The sequence below is a fragment of the Marinobacter nitratireducens genome (genome assembly GCF_000708045.1).
Taxonomy (GTDB): domain Bacteria; phylum Pseudomonadota; class Gammaproteobacteria; order Pseudomonadales; family Oleiphilaceae; genus Marinobacter; species Marinobacter nitratireducens.
In genome coordinates this window covers 128,073-148,554 of the sequence record NZ_ANIE01000008.1, presented here as the reverse complement: position 1 = coordinate 148,554, position 20,482 = coordinate 128,073, and the positions used below count along the sequence as shown (strand labels likewise).

Below are 20,482 nucleotides of genomic sequence, written 5' to 3'. Positions count from 1 at the left end.
TGGCTTAATTTATGGAATTGACACCACAGTCACTTGTTAACTTTGGAACGTTACCGAACCTTCAATATATTTTCGATATCCTTCCACTAAACACTCTTTAAGTTCGGGAACATCAAATATATTTAAAAATGGTGCCATTATGAACCTTGAGCGATTTGAAAGAACTCCTCTCGCTCTCCTCGGCTTTGCCCTTAACCCAGGGATAAAAACTTCTATGAAAAATCCTTCCAAAATAAAGCAAAAAGAATAACATCCTTGGCGGTATCGGCGCGGGAAAGGGCTCACGAGCATCGATTTCAAATTTTCTTGGGTAAATCCGCCCTTCTTGGTCCTGTCACACAACCTGAATATCTTTACTGTTACTAGGTTTCGAGGTATTGCTCTATTCTCAGACAGCAAAACCCTGATTTGATCATTCCAAGGATCTGGAATGTAGACTTTGGAATACGATTCATGCGTTGAGTTCGCAGCTCTCCAAAATATTGAGATAAAAAAGCTCGCGAGTTTTCTTGTTTCAATATTCTCAAAAGTCACGCCACTTTCGTGCTTTGTTACAGCCCCAACCTTTCCGCGCAAAAGGCGTATAGAGTAGCTTTCATAGTTTATATTGAGCAGCGCTTCGCAATCTTTGCAGAGTTGTTCAGTGTCCCATGTATCGCTGGAATAATGGACAGGATCGCTCCCTCCGCCCGGAACAACTATGAGCTTTCCACTGTTTTCTCTCAGTATTCGCCGAAAGACGGTGTCTGGGATTGCATGAGAACTCTGGAGAGTAGCTTCGCTTTTGCACATCTCACAAAGCTTCATACATTCCTCCCTCAAGTTAACGCTGAGATAAGCGGCGGCTGAAAGCCGTCCGGTGGACGGCCGCCAGGCCGGGAGCGAACTTAATTGACTGGTTATGCAGTATTAGCACGCGCTAGCAATCCCATTGCCTCGTCAAAAATCTTCTCCACATGCTCCCTGTTCTCTATGTTGTCTGGCAGTGATGCCCGATCATCCTCAACGCCCGCGATCATTTCCTGAAGCATACCTGGACGCTCAGCATTTAGACGCTGAAGAAGCCCTGTTAACAGATAAAGAGCCGCATCGGCCTTAGCGTTTTCCATATATCGATCTCAATCCCTAGTTCTCAGTCTCACAATGCAGCATAACGCCAGTGGTAATGGGCGCCAACGGAGCGCAGCGTAGTTGGCGTCCCGTTGACCACATTGTTACTTTCTTAGAATGTAGGAAGATATTCTGTCCTCAATGGCCCACGGGTCGCTCCTTTCATCGTTAACAAGTACCAAAATTGCAGTATTTGACTCTGGATACATCATGAATGCACTAGCGAAGCCAGGTATTCCGCCATCATGACCTACAGCCTTGACACCATGTTTGGTACCAACATTAAGCCCATAGCCGTATTCAACAGCAAGGCCATTCTTCAGCTTTGTCGGAGAGCATGCCTTCAGCATTAGATCACTACCTAGAACCCTTCCTGCCAGGAGGGCACTGAGCCATTTGGCCATGTCTGTCGTAGTGGAGCAAAGTCCTCCAGCAGCGTAAGGAGGGTTCATGCTGATATATTCGCAATTCTGCAGGCTAGTGTTCGAAGCACCTTGCTGAGTATCATAGCCTCTAACCCTGTTTGGGATTATTGATTTATCACTTGCATAACAGGTATCGTGCATTCCAATAGGATTGAAGAATTCTCTTTTTAAGTATTCCTCGTACGTATACCCAGAAGCTCTCTCAATAATTAGACCAAGCAAGTAATATCCGGAGTTGCTGTATTCAAATCTAGAACCCGGTTCAAATAAAAGAGGCTGACCCATAAACACGGTTAACATCTGTTCGTGCGTAGCCTCAACTTTCTCATACGGAGAAAACAGCTCTGTCAACTCAGTATATCCAGGGATGCCAGAGGTATGGTTTAGCAGATTCTCTATCTTTATTCTTGGATTTAAGCTTTCGTACTCAGGAAAATATTTCAACAGGGGATCTGAAAGCTTAATTTTCCCATACTCTACCAGTCGCAAGATAGAAAATGCCGTGAAATGCTTCGTTATCGAAGCCAACTTAAAAGAACTCCTCGGATGAGCTTTCACACTATTTTCTACGTCCGCCAAACCAAACGCGTCGTTTATGACGATATGCCCATTGTGTATGACAACGATCCCGGTCGCTGGTGCCTTGACGGTACTCAGCAAAGATTTAATGAACTCCTCCACAACGACTCCCTGTTCAAGAAAAGTAACATTTGTATATGAGCCCCAACGACCACTTTCCCCACGACTCATATCTCAATTTTAATTCTTCCCAAAACTAGGCAGAAAATCCCGTAACGTCAAACACTTCCTTCACTTTTGGGGTCAGAATCCCAAAATAAAAATATTCATCAAGACGACTATCTCCCACCCAATAACTGGTTTCTATCCAATTGTTTTTTTTGAAAATTCAACCAATTCAATAAAACGCCCCCAGTTCACGATCATCTTGATCGCTTTCTCGTTGCAGCAACACGCCGGCACAACTAGACTGTGCGTACATACAGTAATCAGTAACGAACGCTGTCATGGATGACATCCCCACCCCACTACCTGCGGTTCCCATCCGGTTTATGGACCGGTTTCGCGCCTTTATCCGCGCTCGTCAGCTGGCTTACCGCACCGAAAAAACCTACTGCCTCTGGGTTCGGGATTTCATTCGGTTTCACGGTGCCCGCCACCCGGAAACCATGGGCGCAGAGGAAGTGAACGCCTGGCTCAGCCATCTTGCCAACAATCGAAACGTGTCGGTGAACACGCAAAAAACCGCCCTGAACGCGGTGGTGTTTATGTATCACCAGTTTCTCGGCCGTGAACTTGGTAAGCTGCAGTTTACCAACACCACCCAGGCGCGTCGGCTGCCCACGGTGTTCAGCCATGATGAAGCCATGGCGGTGCTGTCCAACATGCAGGGTACCCATAAACTGTTGGCGAGCCTGATGTATGGTTCGGGGCTCAGGGTAATGGAGGCCACCCGGTTGCGGGTTCAGGACGTCGATTTTTCCGAGCAATGTTTGTTCGTACGGGAGACCAAGGGCGATAAGTGGCGTCGGTCCCTGTTGCCAACCTCGGTAACGGAGGGGTTACGGCATCAGGTTGAACTCGCGCTGGCGTTGCATCGGCAGGATCTGGACGATGGGTTCGGGGAGGTGTATCTGCCGAATGCCTTGTCGAAGAAGTATCCCAATGCCGCCCGCAGTCCGGCATGGCAGTACGTGTTCCCGGCACATCGCTTGTCAGTGGACCCTCGCTCTGGCGTCCGCCGGCGCCATCATATTGGCGAGCAACAGGTTCGTCGTTCGGTGAATGCCGCCATCCGCGCTGCCGGCATTCGTAAGAAGGCGAGTTGCCACACCTTTCGCCACAGTTTTGCGACCAATCTGCTCAAAAGTGGCACAGACATCCGCAGTATTCAGGAGTTGCTGGGCCACAATGACATTTCTACCACCCAAATCTACACCCACGTGATCGGCAGCCATCAGCGTGGGATCAGTAGCCCCCTGGATCCATGAGCTTCTGGCTTGGCGGCGGTGGAGTGGGCTGAGACGCCCGGTCGGCCGCAGGTCACCACTCCAACTGCGCCCCGGTCTGGTACTCAATCACCCGCGTTTCGAAAAAGTTCTTCTCCTTCCGCATCGTCGCCTGCTCATCCAGCCAGGGGGAGACGTTTTTCGCACCCGGGAACGGTTCTTCCAGGCCCACGGTGCGGGCACGGCGGTTGGCTACAAAGCGGAACTGTTCGCTGTGGTATTCGGCTGAATAGCCGAGGATCGGGTCCCGGAGGATGTAGTTGGCGTAGGCCTTCTCGGCGGCTTCGGATTCGTCCCACATCTCGCGCACGGCTTTCGGGTCGAGGGTGATGTTTTCCTCTTCGAGGATCTGGTTCACCACTTTCAGGCCGAAGGAGAAGTGCATGGCTTCGTCCCGCAGGATGTATTGCAGTTGCTCGCCGGTGCCGCGCATCAGGCCGCGGCGCTGCAGGGCGAAGATGGGGCTGAAGCCGTTGTAGAACCAGCAGCCTTCGAACACGGCCGCAAAGAACAGGTACGACATGATGAATTCTTCCAGGTCGTCCCGGTTGCGCAGGTTCATGTCGGAGCGCATGGCCGCATCCAGCCGGCGGTTGGCGAGCTGGATTTTGCCGTTAATCTCCGGCACCACGCGGTAGCGGTTGTAGATCTCGCTCTGGTCGAGGTTGAGGGTTTCAATGCAGTGCTGGTAGGTCCAGGTGTGCAGGGCTTCCTCATACACTTGCCGGGCCTGGTAGATCTGCAGTTCGGGGGCGCTCATTTTCTCCATCACGGCCAGGCCGATGTTGCGCATGGCGAGGATGTCGGAGGTGGTGAGGTACGCCAGCACGTTTTCGTACACGTGCTTTTCCGGCGCGGTCAGGCGGTGGTGGTAGTCGTGGACGTCCTGGGCCATGTTGATGTCCAGGGGAGTCCAGTGGTTTTTGTTGGCATTCATGAAGTACTCCCAGGCCCAGGGGTACTTGAACGGCGCAAGCTGGTTAATGTCTGTTTCGCCGTTGATCACGCGCTTGTCGTCCACGTTCACGGGGGCCGGTCCGCCGGTGGCGGCGGGTGCGTGTTCGGTTTTGGGTTCGTCGTCCCAGTCCAGCATGATGGTTGCCTCCTGTTAAAAGTGAGTGGTTACTGACAGGCTTCGCAGTCCGGGTTGTCGATGCTGCAAACCTGGGGCCCGGGTGCGACAGAAGGCGCTGCGACGGGCGCGGTTTTCTCGGCCGCACCGGTGGCACCCAGGGAACGCAGGTAGTAGGTGGTTTTCAGGCCACGCTCCCACGCCAGCTGGTACAGGGCATCCAGCTTTTTGCCGCTGGGTTCGGCCATGTAGAGGTTGAGGCTCTGGGCCTGGTCCAGCCATTTCTGGCGGCGGGCGGCGGCTTCCACCAGCCAGCGGGCGTCGATTTCAAATGCAGTCGCGTAGCGGGCTTTCAGTTCGGGAGGGATGCGGTCAATCTGCTGAACACTGCCGTCGAAGTATTTGAGGTCGTTCACCATCACGTTGTCCCACAGGCCTTCGGCCTTGAGATCACGCACCAGTGAGGGGTTCACCACGGTGAATTCGCCGGAAAGGTTCGATTTCACGAACAGGTTCTGATACGCCGGCTCGATGGACTGGGACACCCCCACAATGTTGGAGATGGTCGCGGTGGGAGCAATCGCCATCACGTTGCTGTTGCGCATGCCGTGTTTGGCCACCAGTTCACGCACCGGGGTCCAGTCCAGGCGGGCGTTGGTGTTGAGGCTGATGTCCCCTTCCCTACGCGCTCTCTTGAGCAGGCTGATGGAATCGATGGGCAGGATGCCCTGGTCCCACAGCGAACCTTCATAGGTCTCGTAGGCGCCGCGTTCACCGGCGAGGGTGGCGGAGGCACGGATGGCGAAGTAGCTCAGTTGTTCCATGGCCACGTCAGCAAACTCCACCGCCTCCGGGCTGGAATATGGCAGGCCAAGCTTGTAGAGCGCATCCTGGAAGCCCATGAGGCCAAGGCCTACCGGGCGATGGCGAAGGTTGGAGTTACGGGCCTGGGGCACGGCGTAGTAATTGATGTCGATGACGTTATCCAACATGCGTACGGCGGTGGATACGGTCTGTTCCAGGCGCTGCACATCCAGTTCGCCGTCGCGGATGTGGGCGGCCAGGTTCACGGAGCCCAGGTTGCACACGGCAATTTCATTGGCGCTGGTGTTGAGGGTGATTTCGGTACACAGGTTGGAGCTGTGCACCACGCCCCGGTGCTGCTGCGGTGAACGCAGGTTGCAGGGGTCTTTGAAGGTGATCCACGGGTGGCCGGTTTCAAACAGCACGGTGAGCATTTTGCGCCAGAGCTGTTTCGCAGGCACTTTCTTGAACAGGGCGAGTTTGCCCTGCTCTGCCAGCGCTTCGTATTGTTCGTAGCGTTCGCGGAATTCGTTGCCGTAAAGATCGTGCAGGTCCGGCGCGTCGCTGGGTGAGAACAGAGTCCAGTCCCGGTCTTCGCGCATGCGTTCGATGAGCAGGTCCGGCACCCAGTTGGCGGTGTTCATGTCATGGGTGCGGCGGCGTTCGTCGCCGGTGTTCTTACGCAGCTCCAGAAACTCTTCGATGTCCAGGTGCCAGCTTTCCAGGTAGGCGCACACGGCACCTTTACGCTTGCCGCCCTGATTCACCGCCACGGCGGTGTCGTTCACCACTTTCAGGAAGGGTACCACGCCCTGGCTTTTGCCATTGGTGCCTTTGATGTGGGAGCCCAGCGCCCGTACCGGCGTCCAGTCATTGCCAAGGCCGCCGGCCCATTTCGAGAGCAGCGCGTTGTCGCGGATGGCGCCGTAGATATCTTCCAGATCATCCCCCACGGTGGTGAGGTAGCAGGACGAGAGCTGGGAATGGCGGGTGCCACTGTTGAACAGGGTCGGCGTGGAGGCCATGTAGTCGAAGCTGGAAAGCAGGTTGTAGAACTCGATGGCACGCTCGTTGGGCTCGTCTTCCCGCAGGGCCAGGCCCATGGCCACGCGCATGAAGAACACCTGCGGCAGCTCCAGGCGGGCGTCGTTCCAGTGCAGGAAGTAGCGGTCGTAGAGGGTTTGCAAACCGAGGAAGCCAAACTGCAGATCCCGCTCCGGTTTCAGGGCCGCGCCGAGGCGTTCCAGGTCGTAGGCGGCCAGCGCCTCATCGAGCAGTTCGTAGCGGATGCCAGACTCCACGAAGGCGGTCAGCGCCTGTGGATAAATTTCCGCTAACGGCAGGCTGATCGGTAACCCAAGTGCCATGGCGTTTTCCAGACGTAACTGCTCCAGCAGCAAGCGGGCAGTGACGGCGCTGTAGTCCGGCTCCCGTTCGATGCGGCTGCGGGCGGTCATGATCAGGGCGGAGAGCACGTCTTCTTCGGCAATGCCGTCGTAGAGGTTGGTCAGGGCATCGTCCACCAGGGATTCGCCATCAATCCCGTCCAATCCGGTGGCAGCCTGCTCCACCTGCAGTTTCATCAACCCAAGGTCCAGCGGGGCAATCTCGCCGTTGGCCTTTTTCACGGTCAGGTGTGGGTGGGCTTCCATGGGGTCATCGTGGGCGCGCTGCCGGGCGTGCTCTTCCCGGTAGAGCACGTACGCCCGAGCCACTTTCTGCTCTTCCGCCCGCATCAGGGCCAGTTCCACCTGGTCCTGAATATCTTCGATGTGCACCTTGCCGCCCGCTTTGAGGCGTCGGCCAATGGCCTGAATCACCTGCTCGGTAACCCGGTGAACGGCGTCGTTCACGCGGGCGGAACCAGCGGCAGAGTCGCCTTCCACAGCCAGAAAGGCCTTGGTAACGGCAACACTGATCTTGGATGGATTAAAACTGACAAGGGTGCCGTTGCGTTTGATGACCTGCAGGGTCTCGGTTTCGGCAACGGTGGACGGCTGGGTTTCAGCCAGGGCTGTGGCGGACATCTGGGCTCTCCTGAATCGCGTTAGTTCCTTTCAACTTCGCGATCGCAGGGGCACACCACAGCCGTCATACGGGCGGGGAAATACCGGTCTGCTCACCCTGGGTCGCGAAGGTGCAGTTACGGAGCAATGATGTGCTCCGTCTCCCTGGCAGGTCTTCGGACTCAGGGGCATGAATCGTGAGATTCGGCCGTGCGGGGCGACTTCCCGGCGGTTGCCAGTGTCTTGGTGCCTCGCTTGTTCCCCAATACCGCTGCGCGTCAGTTCCGGATTCTCACCGGATTCCCGACTACCGCAGTGATCACAGAATGATCACAATATCTGGTAGTGAACCAAGGATTAGAACACTATATACGGCAAGTTCAGGGAGAACAAGGCGGGCAATAAAAAAGGCCCCCGTGGGGGCCAAACACGTGACAGTTTCACAACGTTCAGTCAGTGGCTGATCATCCAGGGCCGCATGGAGGGGAACATTTTCTTCCCATCGGCGGTGTAGAACAGCATGTGCTTGCCGTCGGATTTCTTCTTGCAGCCACAGGTTTTGCGATGCTCGGCGTCCCGGGCTCGCTGGTCTGCGGTGGAGATGATCGGCTCGTGCCGCGCCTTCTCGTTGCGCTCTTCGGCGTTGCGCCGGGCCGGGTCCATGCCCACCAGTTCCGGTGGCAGCACAATCACCCGGGGCGACAATGCTTTGCAGGTTGGGCATTCGGCGGGGCTACCCGCCTCAGCCATGGTGCCCAGTTCCTGGAACAGGCCGTGCTCGCGGCATTTGTAGTCATACAGTGGCATGGCTTACTCCTTGTCCGGTGACAGGGGTACGTCGGTGCCCGGCGTAACCTTCTTGGTCGGTCCTTCCGCCGTCGGATTGATGTCGAAGTCGAAGATTTCGGTGGGCAGCCAGAGCGTCGCGCAGGCATTCGGCACATCCACCACCCCGCTGATGTGGCCTTCCACCGGCGCACAGCCAAGCAGTGCGTAACTCTGGGCCGGGGTGTAGCCGAATTTGCCCAGGTACTCGATGGCATTCAGGCAGGCCTGGCGATAGGCCACGTGCACGTCGAGGTAGTGCTGCTGGCCTTCCTCGTCCACCGAGATCCCCTCGAAGATCACGTAGTCTTCATAACGCGGTTTGATGGTACTGGGCTTGAACACCGGGTTCTTGATGCCGTACTTGGCGACGCCGTCTTTGATCAGGTTCACCCGCAGGTGGATCCAGCCCGCCATTTCGATGGCACCACAGAAGGTGATTTCACCGTCGCCCTGGCTGAAGTGCAGATCGCCCACAGACAGACCCGCGCCCTTCACATACACCGGGAAGTACACCTTGGAGCCACGGGAGAGGTCCTTGATGTCGCAGTTACCGCCGTGCTCACGGGGCGGCACGGTGCGGGCGGCCTCGGCTGCTGCGCTCTTGGCCGCATCACCGGCCAGCTTACCCAGGTGGGCGGTGTCTGCGTACGGGAGGTTGGCCAGGCCCGGCACTCGGTCCGGCTCTGTGTCGTAGAGTTCTTTCTCACGCTTGTTCCATTCGTCCAGCATTTCCTTGGACGGCAGGCAGCCGATCAGGCCGGGGTGGATCATGCCGGCAAATTCCACGTTGGGAATGTGGCGGGATTTGGTGAACATGCCGTTAAAGTCCCAGATGGATTTCTGGGCCTCCGGGAAGTGCTCGGTCAGGAAGCCGCCGCCGTTCTGCTTGGAGAAAAAACCGTTAAAGCCCCACTGCTCGTCCTTGAAGGCACCGATGTCGAGGATGTCCACTTCCAGCAAATCACCGGGCTCGGCACCTTCAACGCCCACCGGGCCGGAGAGGAAGTGCACCTGGGTGAGGTCCACGTCGCGCACGTCGTCCGCGCAGTCGTCGTTCTTGATCTGGCCACCGGTCCAGTCGTGGCATTCCAGAATGAAGTCATCGCCGGGTTTGACGGACACCGCCATGGGAATGTCGGGGTGCCAGCGGTTATGGACCTTCTCGTTCTCGTATGCGGATTTCGTCAAATCGACCTTGATGAGTGTTTCAGCCATTGCGGTTTCTCCTGGGTTCTCTGCTTGATCATTCAAAGCATGGGTACGCAGTGACGAGGGTCCCTGCGCTGACGTTATTCACTATCGAAGATTCGGCCCGGTGGCGGTATTCGCGAATTGCCCCCGGCACCTACGTCATTCGACGTATTGGCTCACGACCACATCGCTGCCTTTCAACCCGGCGCTGAATCCGGTTGAGGAATTCCGGGTCAAAGTGGCGGCGCAGGGCGGTGTCCCGAAGGCGGGTCATCACAGCCTCTGGCTCAAAGCGAAACCGGGAAACACGAACCGGGCCTGAATCGGCCCGGTTCTTTGCAATGGCATCCCGATTGGCTTCGAGCCGTTCATTGATAAACGGCATCCGAACCTCCCGGGCTTAGGCGCCTGCGATTTTTTCCTTGCCCTCAACAGGCAGTTCTCCCACAGGGCATTCCGCAGTGCCCACGGTTTTGCGGGTCATCGCTTCTACATTCTCCTGCGCCTTCTGGGCGTCCATCACCCAGGTGCGGTAGAACTCGAACGGGCAGTCCGCCACACCCTTGTCGCCGTCACCGGAGTTGTGAACCCCTGTGTACCCCCGGTGCAGCAGTTTGAATAGGTGGTTCTGGGACTGGTCATTGGCCCGGGCATCCCGGATCTGGCTCACGGAAAGCTGGGCATACTGAACGCCCATATCTTCCTCTCCGCACTCACCAAGCGTACGACCGTCAAAGCCGACGATGGCAGAATGGCCGAAGTAGGAATACACGCCGTCAAAGCCACTGGCGTTGGCGACAGCCACATAGCAGTTGTTGGCCCAGGCCATGCTCTTGGCCATCATGATCTGTTGTTCCTTGGCCGGGTACATATAGCCCTGGCAGCGGACAATCAGTTCAGCGCCCTTCATGGCGCAATCCCGCCAGATCTCCGGGTAATTGCCGTCATCGCAGATGATCAGGCTGATCTTCATGCCCTTGGGGCCTTCGGTCACATAAGTGGTATCTCCGGGATACCAGCCCTCTATCGGGCACCAGGGGATGCACTTGCGGTACTTCTGGACAATCTCGCCTTCGTTGTTGATCAATACCAGGGTGTTATAGGGCGCCTTGTTAGGGTGATCCTCGTGACGCTCGCCGGTCAGTGAAAACACGCCCCAGGTGTTGGCTTCGCGGCAGGCCGCCGAGAAGATGGCCGTCTCGTCACCGGGAACGGTGGCGGCGGTTTCCATCATTTCGTCGTTGTCGTACATGATCCCCATGGTGCTGTATTCCGGAAACACCACCAGGTCCATGCCCGGCAGGCCGACCTTCATGCCCTTGATCATGTCCGCAATCTTGCGGGCGTTGTCCAACACCTCGGCCTTGCTGTGCAGCCTCGGCATTTTGTAGTTCACCACCGCCACGCCGACGGTATCGTTACTGCTGGAAATATCACCGTGTCTCATGGTTAGTCTCCTGTTTATACCGCCAGATAACTGGCAATTTTCTCCTGATCCGCCTCTTCCCGACTCTCCTCGTGGACAATCTTCCCTTTCTCGATCACCAGGATCCGGTCTGCCGCGTCCATCACAAAGCTCAGCACCTGCTCCGACACCACAATGGACAGGCCACGCTCATCACGAATCCGACGCAACGTCTTGGCGATGTCCTTGATGATGTTGGGCTGGATGCCTTCAGTCGGTTCATCAAGCAGCAGCACCTTCGGCCGGGTCGCCAGCGCACGGGCAATCGCCAGTTGTTGTTGCTGACCACCGGAGAGGTTGCCACCACGCCGGTTCTGCATTTCCTTCAGCACCGGGAAGAGTTCGTAGAGGTCTTCGGGAATCTTCTTCTCGCCCACCGCCGCCAGGCCGGTCTCGATGTTTTCCTTCACGGTGAGGGTCGGGAAGATCATGCGCCCCTGGGGCACAAAACCGATCCCGGCCCGCACCCTCTGGAAACTCTTCAGGTTAGAGAGATCGGTCCCGTCGAGCGTGACTTGCCCTGCTTTGGTGGGTGTCATTCCCACCAGGGATTTCATCAGTGTGGTTTTGCCCATACCGTTGCGGCCCACCACAGCCACAATCTCGTTCTTGCCCACTTCCAGGTTCAGGTCCTGGATGATGCTGCTCTGGCCATAGGCCACCGAATGATGTTTCAAGCTCAGCATGATCAGTGCCCCAGATAGACTTCGATGACTTTCGGGTCCGACTTCACATGCTCGATGGACCCTTCGGAAAGAACCTTGCCCTGATGCATCACCGTGACCCGGTCTGCGATGTCGCCGACAAACTGCATGTCGTGCTCGATCACCAGCACCGTGTGGTCCTTGGTGATCCGCCGCAACAGCTCGGCGGTTTTCTGGCGTTCGGCAACCGACATACCGGCCACCGGTTCATCGAGCATCAGCAGATCCGGTTTCTGGATCAGCAACATGCCAATCTCCAGCCACTGCTTTTGACCGTGGCTGAGCAGCGCCGCCGGCTGATCCAGGGCGTCACTGAGGAAGATGGTGTCAGCCACGGCCTCCACCGCCTCAATCACCGCGGCATCGCGCTTGAATGCCAGGGCACCCATGACCGAATGCCCCTGTGGATAAGACACCTCCAGGTTCTCGAACACGGTCAGATCCTCGAACACCGACGGGGTCTGGAATTTTCGACCGACGCCCGAATGAACGATCTGGTGCTCCTTCAGCCTGGTCAGCTCCTTGCCGGCAAATTTGATCGAGCCGGAGGTGGCTTTGGTCTTGCCGCAGATCAGGTCCAGCACCGTGGTCTTGCCGGCACCATTGGGGCCGATGATGACCCGGATTTCCTTGGGATCGAGGTAAAACGAAAGGTCATCCACTGCCTTGAAGCCGTCGAAGGACACGGTGAGTCCCTCCACCGCCAGCAGGAAGTCCTTGCTCGTGGTTTTGGCTGCGTTCATCAGGATTTCTCCGGGCTGTATTGATCCAGCATCGGGTCGTAGTCACGGCCCTCGTCTTTTTTCTCCACCGGCTTCTGGGGTGCAGGAGCGGCTGCCTCAGTCTTGGGCTTGCGCTTGAACAAACGCTCCTCCAGTGGCATCACATAGCTCTGGTAAAGGCCGGCCAGTCCGTTCGGGAACGCCAGGACCACACCAATGAACAAGGCACCCATGGCGAATGGCCACAGTTCCGGGAAGGATTCGGAGAAGCCACTCTTGGCGGCATTCACCAGCAACGCACCGTAGACCGCACCGAGGATCGACAGTCGGCCACCGAGGGCACAGAAGATGACCATCTCGATGGAGGCGACGATGCCGATGAACGACGGCGACATGAAGCCGACGATCAGGGTGAACAGCGCGCCGCCAATGCCCGCAAATGCTGCTGCGAGGCAGAACACGAAGATCTTGAACGCCGCCACGTCGTAGCCGGAGAAGCGAACGCGGTTTTCCTGGGCATTCATGGCCACGAGGATGCGCCCGAGCTTGCGGTTCTGGACGAAGCGGGCGGCAAACAGGCACAGGAACAGCATGCCCACGCACACGAAGTACAGAGTGGTCTTGGCGGCATCGGTGCGGATGTCCCAGCCAGCCAGGGTCTTCAGATCAGTGATGCCGTTTACGCCACCGGTATAACCCTGCTGACCAATGATCAGAATGGTCAGGATGGCGGCAATGGCCTGGGTGATGATGGCGAAGTACACGCCGCCAACCCGGCGGGTAAACATGGCAAAGCCAATGACGAAGGCGAGGATCACCGGTACCGCAATGATCGCGATCAGGGTGAATGAGAGACTGTGGAACGGCTCCCAGAACCACGGCAGAGCGGTCAGCTGGTTCCAGTCCATGAAGTCCGGGATGCCCGGCGTGGACTGGATGGCCGTGGCCTCCGGTGTGGAGGCCTCCAGCTTCAGGAACATGGCCATGCAGTAACCGCCAAGGCCAAAGAACACGCCCTGGCCCAGGCTGAGAATGCCGGCCTTACCCCAGCACATCACGAGGCCAATGGCGACAAAGGCGTAGGTCAGGTACTTGCCCACCATGTTCAGGCGGAACGGGTCCAGCGCCAGCGGCAGGATGACCACCAGCAACAGCGCCAGAGCCAGGTAGTAGAGCCCCTCGCGGGAGGCAAACCATTTCAGGGGAGATGAACTTTTCATGATTGTCTCCTAGCGACGGACCTTGAGAGCCATGAGGCCTTCCGGACGCAGCATCAGGATGCCGACGACCACCAGCAGGGTGAGCACCTTGGCCATGGAGCCACTGAGGAAGAATTCCATCGTGGACTGGGCCTGGGAGATGCCGAAGGCAGACACAATGGTGCCGATCAGGCTCTGGGCGCCGCCGAACACAACCACGAGGAAGGTGTCGACGATGTAAGCCTGGCCGGAGGATGGGCCGGTGGACCCGATCATGGTGAAGGCCGCGCCGGCAATACCGGCGATGCCGCAGCCAAGGGCGAAGGTCATTCGGTCCACGCCTGCGCTGTTGATACCCACCGCCTCAGCCATCGGGCGGTTCTGAACCACGGCACGTACCTTCTTGCCCCAGGTGGAGCGGTACATCAGCAGGTAGACGCCAAGCGCAATGGACAGGGCAATGATCATCACGAACAGGCCGTTGATCGGCAGTTCCACCAGATCGGTCACCTGGAAAGCACCCATCATCCAGTCGGGCAGGTCCACGCCAACTTCACGGGCGCCGAAGATGGAACGGTAGGCTTGCTGCATGATCAGGCTCAGGCCCCAGGTAGCCAGCAGAGTATCCAGAGGTCGGTGATACAGGTGTCGTATCATCAGCCACTCGATGAGTGCCCCGAGCGCGGCACAGATGAGAAACGCCAGTATCATGGCGATGAAGAAGTACCCGCCGAAGAGGCTGGGCAGATAACTCTGGAAAAATCCGGACGTCAGGTAGGTGGTGTAGGCGCCAAGGATCATGAATTCCCCGTGGGCCATATTGATCACACCCATCTGACCAAAGATGATCGCCAGGCCCAGTGCCATCAGGACGAACACTGAAAACAGGGACAGCCCGGCAAATCCCTGCATGGCAAATATCGACATCAATTCACTGGTGGTGTAGCCATCAAACATGACCCTTACTCCCCTCAGATAAACACAAACCGGTCACTGGAAAGCGTGGGGCCGGCGCCTTGAGGCACCGGCCAGCCACGATTACTGATATCCCTCGGGGAACGGATCCGGCTCCATCAGCTCCTGGGTCTCGTAGACCACGTCGTACTGACCGTCTGTCTTGGCGCGACCGATGCGGGTCTTGGACCACAGGTGATGGTTCTCGTGGATACGCACATAGCCTTCAGGCGCTTTGTCGAACTCAATACCGGCGAACACTTCGCGGATCTTGTCGATGTCGAATGAACCGGCCTTCTCGACCGCGAACTTCCACAGCCAGGGGCCGAGGTAGGCGGCCTGGGTCACGTCACCGATCACCATGTCGTCGCCGTAGGCTTCCTTGAAGGCAGCAACGAAGTCCTTGTTATTCGGGTTATCCAGGCTCTGGAAGTACTTCATGGAGGCGTAGATGCCTTCGACGTTCTCACCGCCGATGCCACGAATTTCATCCTCGGTCACGGAGATGGTCAGCAGCAGCGGATCTTCCTCGGTGAAGTCCACACCGGCGGCTTTCATCTGCTTGTAGAAGGCCACGTTGGAGCCACCAACGACGGACGCAAAGATCACGTCGGGCTTCTTGAGCTTGATCTTGTTGATCACAGAGTTGAACTGGGTGTGGCCCAGCGGGTAGTACTCTTCGCCCACAACTTTCAGACCCAGCTTGTCGATGTGCTTGCGGGCAATCTTGTTGGAGGTACGCGGCCAGATGTAGTCAGAACCGAGCAGGTAGAACGACTTGGCGCCCTTCTCTTTTACCGCCCAGTCAATGCCGGCAAGAATCTGCTGGGTCGCTTCCTGTCCGGTGTAGATCACGTTTGGTGACTGCTCCAGACCCTCGTAGAAGGTCGGGTAGTAAAGCATGCCGTTGTACTGCTCCATGACTGGCAGTACGGCTTTACGGGACGCCGATGTCCAGCAGCCGAAGATGGCCGCTACGTCATCCTGGCGCAGCAGTTTGCGGGTTTTCTCGGCGAAGGTGGGCCAGTCACTGGCGCCGTCTTCCTGGATGAACTCAATCTGCCGACCCAGCACACCGCCCGACTCGTTGATCTGCTTGATGGCCAGCTTTTCAGCCTGAACGGAGCCGATCTCACTGATCGCCATGGTGCCGGTGATGGAATGCAGAATACCCACCTGAACGGTGTCGTCAGTGACGGCCAGGCCAGTGGTGTTCACTTCTTCCGTTGGTGGCACAGCAGCCTGAGCCGAAGTAGCCAGCATGACGGATGCTGCCAGTGTCGCCAGGCTCTGTCTGAGCCCCTTTCCCTTTCCAAATGGCCGCCGACCGGCAGCTGTCGTTGTGGTTCCCATGGTTATTCCTCGCAGTGTTTGAAAACCGGTGCCGTGCTCCTGTTCGGAAGCACAGCGCCCACGTCACACATTCTGCTCAGGCCCGTCATGGGTGCCCATTCGCCAATCACCCCAGCGCACTACGTCATTTGACGCATACCGGGGAAGACCGGGAAAAGCTAAAACCGCAGGCAGGGATTTAAAGATGGAACACCGTGCACCGGCAGATGGCACGGATCTTGTTCTGGCTTTCTGATCCGGTGCATATCCACCCCGGCACGCACCAAAACCACGCGTTGCAGTTTCCGTAAGGTCAGGCATTCATGGCAGCAAGACAGAACATTTTCCGGGTTCGGCGCAGCTACAATCAGTGGGTGGCCAACCAGACCCTGGAAGACTACGCCCTGCGTTTTACCGCCAAGAGCGCCCGGCGATGGTCTGCGGGGCGGGTCAGTAACACGGCGCTGGGGGCCATCTCCTTTCTCGCCATGGAGGCCATCGGCGGCTCCATTACCCTGCACTACGGATTCGATAACGCCGTGGCCGCCATTCTTGTCGCCAGCCTGGTGATTTTTCTCACCGCCCTGCCCATCAGCTACTACGCCGCCCGGTATGGTGTGGACATTGATCTGCTGACCCGCGGCGCCGGGTTTGGCTACATTGGCTCCACCATCACCTCACTGATCTATGCGTCGTTCACCTTCATATTCTTCGCGCTGGAGGCCGCCATCATGGCCATGGCGCTGGAGATGCTGTTCGGCATCCCGTTGGTGATTGGCTACCTGATCTGCGCTGTTGTGATCATTCCGCTGGTCACCCACGGCATCACCACCATCAGCCGTTTCCAGGTGTGGACACAGCCGCTGTTCATCCTGCTCCAGATCACTCCGTTTGTTTTCATCATCTATGCCGATGCCTCCTCGGTAGAGGACTGGACTCGCTTCGAGGGCCTCAACGGTGTGGGCGATGGCGGGTTCAATATCTTGATGTTTGGCGCTGCGGCTGCCGTGGTGTTCTCACTGATTGCCCAGATTGGGGAGCAGGTGGATTTTCTGAGGTTCATACCGGAGCCCCAAAATGCTCGTGAGAAGCGTCGTTGGTGGGCCGCTGTCATGGCGGGCGGACCGGGCTGGATCATTGTCGGCATGCTGAAGATTCTGGCAGGCTCCTTTTTGGCCGTGCTCGCACTGAATCAGGGCATAAACGCCGCCGAAGCCGCCGACCCAACCCAGATGTACCTGATCGCCTTCAACTACATCACGCACTCACCGGAGGTTTCGCTGGCCATGGCCGGGGTGTTTGTCATCCTCTGCCAGATCAAGATCAACGTCACCAACGCCTATGCCGGCTCCATTGCCTGGTCGAATTTCTTCTCCCGACTGACCCACAGCCACCCGGGCCGGGTAGTGTGGCTGTTCTTCAATGTGGCCATTGCCCTGCTGGTGATGGAACTGGGGGTCTATCACGCGCTGGAAGAAACCCTGGGGTTCTACGGCATTGTCGCCATTGCCTGGGTCGGTTCACTGGTGGCAGACCTGGTGATCAACAAGCCGCTGGGCCTGAGCCCCAAGCACATCGAGTTCAAACGCGCGCACCTTTACGACATCAATCCGGTCGGCGTGGGGGCGATGATTACCGCCTCTGTAATCGGCATTACCTGTCATACCGGAATTCTCGGCGACTACGCCCAGGCGTTGTCTCACTTTATTGCCCTGGGAGTGGCGCTGCTTACCGCGCCACTGATTGCCTGGAAGACCGGCGGACGCTTCTACACCGCCCGCCCGTTTGTCCCCCTGGCGACCGATCACGAGCTGGTACCCTGCTCCATCTGTGAACACCGCTTCGAGCCCGAGGATGTCACCAGCTGCCCAGCCTACGATGGCAACATCTGCTCGCTGTGCTGTTCCCTGGATGCCCGCTGTGCCGACGCCTGCAAGCCCGGCGCGGGTTATCAGGAACAACTGCAGCAGTTTCTTGGCAAACTGATGCCGAAACGGGCACTCATTGCCCTGCAGTCACGGCTGGGGCATTTCCTCACGTTGCTGGTGTTGATCAATGGTCTGTCCGGGCTGCTGCTGTCACTGATCTACTCGAAAACACCAGTGGCCTCGGCCACGGAAGCCGCGTTGTTGTCGGTCACGCTCTGGAAAGTCTTTTTCATACTGGTCATTGTCACCGGTGTGATCTGCTGGTTGTTCGTGCTGGCCCATGACAGCCGCGTCGTCGCCGAAGAGGAATCCCGGCGCCAGAATCGACTGCTAATGGAGGAGGTGCTGGCCCACAAACGCACCGACCAGGCCTTGCAACAGGCCAAGGAACAGGCGGAAGCCGCCAATGGTGCCAAGAGTCGTTACCTGACGGGGATCAGTCATGAACTGAGGTCACCCCTCAATGCCATCCTCGGCTATGCCCAGTTACTGGAACAGGACGAGAGCATTCCGGAACATCGCAAAGAGGCCATCGGCGTCATCCGGCGCAGTGGTGTGTACCTGACCGACCTGATCGAGGGCTTGCTGGATATTTCCAAGATCGAGGCCGGCAGGCTGGATCTCCACCGTGATCGGGTACGAATCGGCTTCCTGATGGAACAACTGGTCACCATGTTCCGGCTGCAGGCGGAAGAGAAGGGGCTCACGTTCGAATACAACTGCCCCCTGCCGCTGCCGGAAGTCGTAACCACCGATGAAAAGCGTCTGCGTCAGATCCTCATCAATCTGCTCTCCAATGCCATCAAGTACACCGATCGGGGCGGCGTTTCCCTGACCCTCCGCTACCGCAGCCAGGTGGCAGAATTTACCGTCAGGGACTCAGGCGAAGGCATCGCCGAGGAAAACATGGAGCGTATTTTCCGACCGTTCGAGCGCATTCGTAATCCCGGCCAAAGCCGGACCGGGACCGGCCTCGGACTCACCATCACTCGATTACTGACCGAGATCATGGGCGGTGACATCGCGGTGGAAAGTACACCCGGCCAGGGCAGCACTTTCAAGGTAAGCCTGATGCTTTCCAGTGTGCACGGTGCCGGCCAGGGCTCCATCGCCGCCCCGACCCGGCGCATCTACGGCTACCAGGGCCCGCGCCGCAAAGTGCTCGTGGTCGACGACGATGACTCTCACCGCCAGGTTATTCGCGCCCTGCTCGCGCCGCTGGGGTTCGAGGTAACTGACACCGGCAACGCTATCCAGGTGCTGGAACTAGTCGCCGAAAAACAGCCCGACCTGATACTGCTTGATGTAAACATGCCCGGTCTTAGCGGCTGGGAGGTCCTTCAGGCCCTGCGGGACGACAAACGCAGCATGCCGGTGGTGATGATCTCCGCCGATGCCAACGAGGGATACCACTCAGCGGAGTCTCCCCAGCTACATGATGGCTACATCATCAAGCCAGTGAGACTCACCCGACTGCTGGACACCATGGGCCGGCTATTGAACCTTGAGTGGCGCTACGAGAGAAGCGCGGAACCCCTGGCCGCGATACCCGTACCGAGCAATGGCGATCTGACACTGCCAGGTTCCGAACATCGACAGAAGCTGGCAAAGCTGGCACGGATTGGTCATCGAAAGGGGCTGCTGGAAGCCCTCGATGCCCTCAAGCACAGTGGCGATGCCGACCAACAGTTCGCGCAGGAACTGACCAAACTCACCCATGATTTTCAGTTCGAGAAGATTCTCGAATTGCTCGAGGTAGACGAACATGAAGTTTCCTGATGACCGAAAGACCGTGGTCATGGTGGTGGACGACGACATCGACTCCATCCGCATGATCAACGACGCCCTTGAGGAAGCAGGGATGACGGTGCTGGTTGCTCTCGAAGGCAACCAGGCCCTGACCATCAGCCAGAACATCACCCCCGACGTGGTGCTGATGGACGCGATGATGCCAAACATGGATGGTTTTGAGACCTGCCGCAGGCTGAAGGAGAACCCGGCGTTCGCCGACATTCCCATCATTTTTATGACCGGCCTGAGCGATACCGAGCATGTGGTTATGGGCCTGAACGCCGGTGGCGTGGACTACGTGACCAAGCCCATCAACACCACCGAGTTGCTGGCACGGATGGACGTTCATCTCGCCAATGCCCGAATGACCCGAAGCGCCCGATGTGCTCTGGATACCGCCGGTCAGAATCTGTTTGCCGTTGATCGTGACGGCAACCTGCTGTGGGGCACCCCGCAGGTCAGCCGATGCCTGCCGGAAAACCATCACCCCGAGTATCCGGATTTCAGGGTCCAGCTGGAGGAATGGCTCAGCCACCAGCCGGAGCCGGGGCACAGCCTGCCTCTTCGAGTTCTTGAAGCACCGCGATCGGTGGAGTTTCTGGCGCTCGTGGATAACCGGGAGTACCTGTTACGGCTGAAGACGCCGCAGAACCAGAACAGCGCCGCTGCAGCGCTGAGGGAACGCTTTGAACTCACGCTTCGCGAGTCCGATGTATTGCTCTGGATTGCTAACGGAAAAACCAACCGGGAGATCGGTCAGATCCTGGATATGAGCCCGCGCACTGTCAACAAGCACCTGGAACAGGTATTCCGGAAACTCGGCGTGGAGAACCGAACGGCTGCCGCGGCCAGCGCCATCCGTCTGTTGGCGACGATGTAACTTTTTGGCGCCCTCCGTGTCTGTCCGTATATGATTGCCCAAGC

Annotated in this window: 17 protein-coding genes and 1 riboswitch; of the genes, 3 read left to right on the top strand and 14 right to left on the bottom strand. The window is 57.6% G+C overall.

Annotation, left to right across the window (positions count from 1 at the left end; all coding sequences use genetic code 11):
- Positions 1-36 precede the first annotated feature (36 nt).
- From D777_RS17940 to D777_RS14135, 3 genes are all read right to left on the bottom strand, one after another.
- A complete protein-coding gene (locus D777_RS17940) occupies positions 37-807 on the bottom strand; it encodes a hypothetical protein (protein WP_150112653.1) in 771 nt (256 codons plus the stop codon).
- A gap of 92 nt (positions 808-899) precedes the next feature.
- Positions 900-1,109 carry a hypothetical protein gene (locus tag D777_RS14140; protein WP_036133398.1) on the bottom strand — a complete coding sequence of 70 codons (210 nt, stop codon included), beginning with the start codon at positions 1,107-1,109 and terminating at the stop codon, positions 900-902.
- 105 nt (positions 1,110-1,214) lie between these two features.
- Entirely contained in the window at positions 1,215-2,216 is a 1,002-nt protein-coding gene (locus D777_RS14135) for a serine hydrolase domain-containing protein (RefSeq protein ID WP_051669121.1), read from the bottom strand.
- A 344-nt stretch (positions 2,217-2,560) separates the two neighbouring features.
- Between D777_RS14135 and D777_RS14130 the strand changes: the two genes are divergently transcribed.
- Positions 2,561-3,544 carry an integron integrase gene (locus tag D777_RS14130; RefSeq protein ID WP_036133395.1) on the top strand — a complete coding sequence of 328 codons (984 nt, stop codon included), beginning with the start codon at positions 2,561-2,563 and terminating at the stop codon, positions 3,542-3,544.
- Positions 3,545-3,596: 52 nt separating this feature from the next.
- On the opposite strand, the gene D777_RS14125 is transcribed toward D777_RS14130, so the two are convergent.
- From D777_RS14125 to urtA, 11 genes are all read right to left on the bottom strand, one after another.
- Positions 3,597-4,655: a ribonucleotide-diphosphate reductase subunit beta gene (locus tag D777_RS14125; protein WP_036133392.1), complete on the bottom strand. Its 1,059-nt coding sequence runs from the start codon at positions 4,653-4,655 to the stop codon at positions 3,597-3,599.
- A 29-nt stretch (positions 4,656-4,684) separates the two neighbouring features.
- Positions 4,685-7,465, bottom strand: coding sequence for a ribonucleoside-diphosphate reductase subunit alpha (locus D777_RS14120; protein WP_036133389.1), 2,781 nt, complete (start codon positions 7,463-7,465; stop codon positions 4,685-4,687).
- 129 nt (positions 7,466-7,594) lie between these two features.
- A riboswitch (cobalamin riboswitch) is annotated at positions 7,595-7,814 on the bottom strand.
- Between the two features lie 83 nt (positions 7,815-7,897).
- Positions 7,898-8,251: a zinc ribbon domain-containing protein gene (locus tag D777_RS14115; protein ID WP_036133386.1), complete on the bottom strand. Its 354-nt coding sequence runs from the start codon at positions 8,249-8,251 to the stop codon at positions 7,898-7,900.
- Between the two features lie 3 nt (positions 8,252-8,254).
- Complete coding sequence (gene fmdA / locus D777_RS14110) at positions 8,255-9,487, bottom strand: formamidase (RefSeq protein WP_036133385.1); 1,233 nt, start codon at positions 9,485-9,487, stop codon at positions 8,255-8,257.
- Between the two features lie 130 nt (positions 9,488-9,617).
- On the bottom strand, positions 9,618-9,848 hold the full coding sequence (locus tag D777_RS18180; RefSeq protein WP_036133382.1) for a hypothetical protein: 231 nt from the start codon (positions 9,846-9,848) through the stop codon (positions 9,618-9,620).
- 15 nt (positions 9,849-9,863) lie between these two features.
- Positions 9,864-10,910, bottom strand: coding sequence for an aliphatic amidase (locus D777_RS14100; protein ID WP_036133380.1), 1,047 nt, complete (start codon positions 10,908-10,910; stop codon positions 9,864-9,866).
- 14 nt (positions 10,911-10,924) lie between these two features.
- Positions 10,925-11,614 carry an urea ABC transporter ATP-binding subunit UrtE gene (gene urtE, locus D777_RS14095; protein ID WP_036133377.1) on the bottom strand — a complete coding sequence of 230 codons (690 nt, stop codon included), beginning with the start codon at positions 11,612-11,614 and terminating at the stop codon, positions 10,925-10,927.
- A 2-nt stretch (positions 11,615-11,616) separates the two neighbouring features.
- Positions 11,617-12,375: an urea ABC transporter ATP-binding protein UrtD gene (urtD, locus tag D777_RS14090; RefSeq protein WP_036133375.1), complete on the bottom strand. Its 759-nt coding sequence runs from the start codon at positions 12,373-12,375 to the stop codon at positions 11,617-11,619.
- Positions 12,375-13,574, bottom strand: coding sequence for an urea ABC transporter permease subunit UrtC (gene urtC, locus D777_RS14085; protein ID WP_036133372.1), 1,200 nt, complete (start codon positions 13,572-13,574; stop codon positions 12,375-12,377). Before urtC ends, urtD begins: the two co-directional genes overlap by 1 nt.
- A gap of 9 nt (positions 13,575-13,583) precedes the next feature.
- Entirely contained in the window at positions 13,584-14,510 is a 927-nt protein-coding gene (gene urtB / locus D777_RS14080) for an urea ABC transporter permease subunit UrtB (protein ID WP_036133369.1), read from the bottom strand.
- An 81-nt stretch (positions 14,511-14,591) separates the two neighbouring features.
- The gene (gene urtA, locus D777_RS14075) at positions 14,592-15,770 is read right to left on the bottom strand and encodes an urea ABC transporter substrate-binding protein (RefSeq protein ID WP_227501785.1); all 1,179 of its coding nucleotides are present in this window, start codon (positions 15,768-15,770) and stop codon (positions 14,592-14,594) included.
- A 392-nt stretch (positions 15,771-16,162) separates the two neighbouring features.
- Here urtA and D777_RS14070 point away from each other — a divergent pair, with 392 nt between their 5' ends.
- The gene (locus D777_RS14070) at positions 16,163-19,546 is read left to right on the top strand and encodes an ATP-binding protein (RefSeq protein WP_036133363.1); all 3,384 of its coding nucleotides are present in this window, start codon (positions 16,163-16,165) and stop codon (positions 19,544-19,546) included.
- Positions 19,533-20,438, top strand: a complete 906-nt coding sequence (locus D777_RS14065) for a response regulator transcription factor (protein ID WP_036133361.1) — start codon at positions 19,533-19,535, stop codon at positions 20,436-20,438. Before D777_RS14070 ends, D777_RS14065 begins: the two co-directional genes overlap by 14 nt.
- Positions 20,439-20,482 lie beyond the last annotated feature (44 nt).

Excerpts from the sequence above, each read along its gene's own strand:
- D777_RS17940 (WP_150112653.1), bottom strand. The coding sequence starts at position 807 with ATGAAGCTTTGTGAGATGTGCAAAAGCGAAGCTACTCTCCAGAGTTCT.
- D777_RS14140 (WP_036133398.1), bottom strand. The coding sequence starts at position 1,109 with ATGGAAAACGCTAAGGCCGATGCGGCTCTTTATCTGTTAACAGGGCTT.
- D777_RS14130 (WP_036133395.1), top strand. The coding sequence starts at position 2,561 with ATGGATGACATCCCCACCCCACTACCTGCGGTTCCCATCCGGTTTATG.
- D777_RS14125 (WP_036133392.1), bottom strand. The coding sequence starts at position 4,655 with ATGCTGGACTGGGACGACGAACCCAAAACCGAACACGCACCCGCCGCC.
- D777_RS14120 (WP_036133389.1), bottom strand. The coding sequence starts at position 7,465 with ATGTCCGCCACAGCCCTGGCTGAAACCCAGCCGTCCACCGTTGCCGAA.
- D777_RS14115 (WP_036133386.1), bottom strand. The coding sequence starts at position 8,251 with ATGCCACTGTATGACTACAAATGCCGCGAGCACGGCCTGTTCCAGGAA.
- fmdA (WP_036133385.1), bottom strand. The coding sequence starts at position 9,487 with ATGGCTGAAACACTCATCAAGGTCGATTTGACGAAATCCGCATACGAG.
- D777_RS18180 (WP_036133382.1), bottom strand. The coding sequence starts at position 9,848 with ATGCCGTTTATCAATGAACGGCTCGAAGCCAATCGGGATGCCATTGCA.
- D777_RS14100 (WP_036133380.1), bottom strand. The coding sequence starts at position 10,910 with ATGAGACACGGTGATATTTCCAGCAGTAACGATACCGTCGGCGTGGCG.
- urtE (WP_036133377.1), bottom strand. The coding sequence starts at position 11,614 with ATGCTGAGCTTGAAACATCATTCGGTGGCCTATGGCCAGAGCAGCATC.
- urtD (WP_036133375.1), bottom strand. The coding sequence starts at position 12,375 with ATGAACGCAGCCAAAACCACGAGCAAGGACTTCCTGCTGGCGGTGGAG.
- urtC (WP_036133372.1), bottom strand. The coding sequence starts at position 13,574 with ATGAAAAGTTCATCTCCCCTGAAATGGTTTGCCTCCCGCGAGGGGCTC.
- urtB (WP_036133369.1), bottom strand. The coding sequence starts at position 14,510 with ATGTTTGATGGCTACACCACCAGTGAATTGATGTCGATATTTGCCATG.
- urtA (WP_227501785.1), bottom strand. The coding sequence starts at position 15,770 with ATGCTGGCTACTTCGGCTCAGGCTGCTGTGCCACCAACGGAAGAAGTG.
- D777_RS14070 (WP_036133363.1), top strand. The coding sequence starts at position 16,163 with ATGGCAGCAAGACAGAACATTTTCCGGGTTCGGCGCAGCTACAATCAG.
- D777_RS14065 (WP_036133361.1), top strand. The coding sequence starts at position 19,533 with ATGAAGTTTCCTGATGACCGAAAGACCGTGGTCATGGTGGTGGACGAC.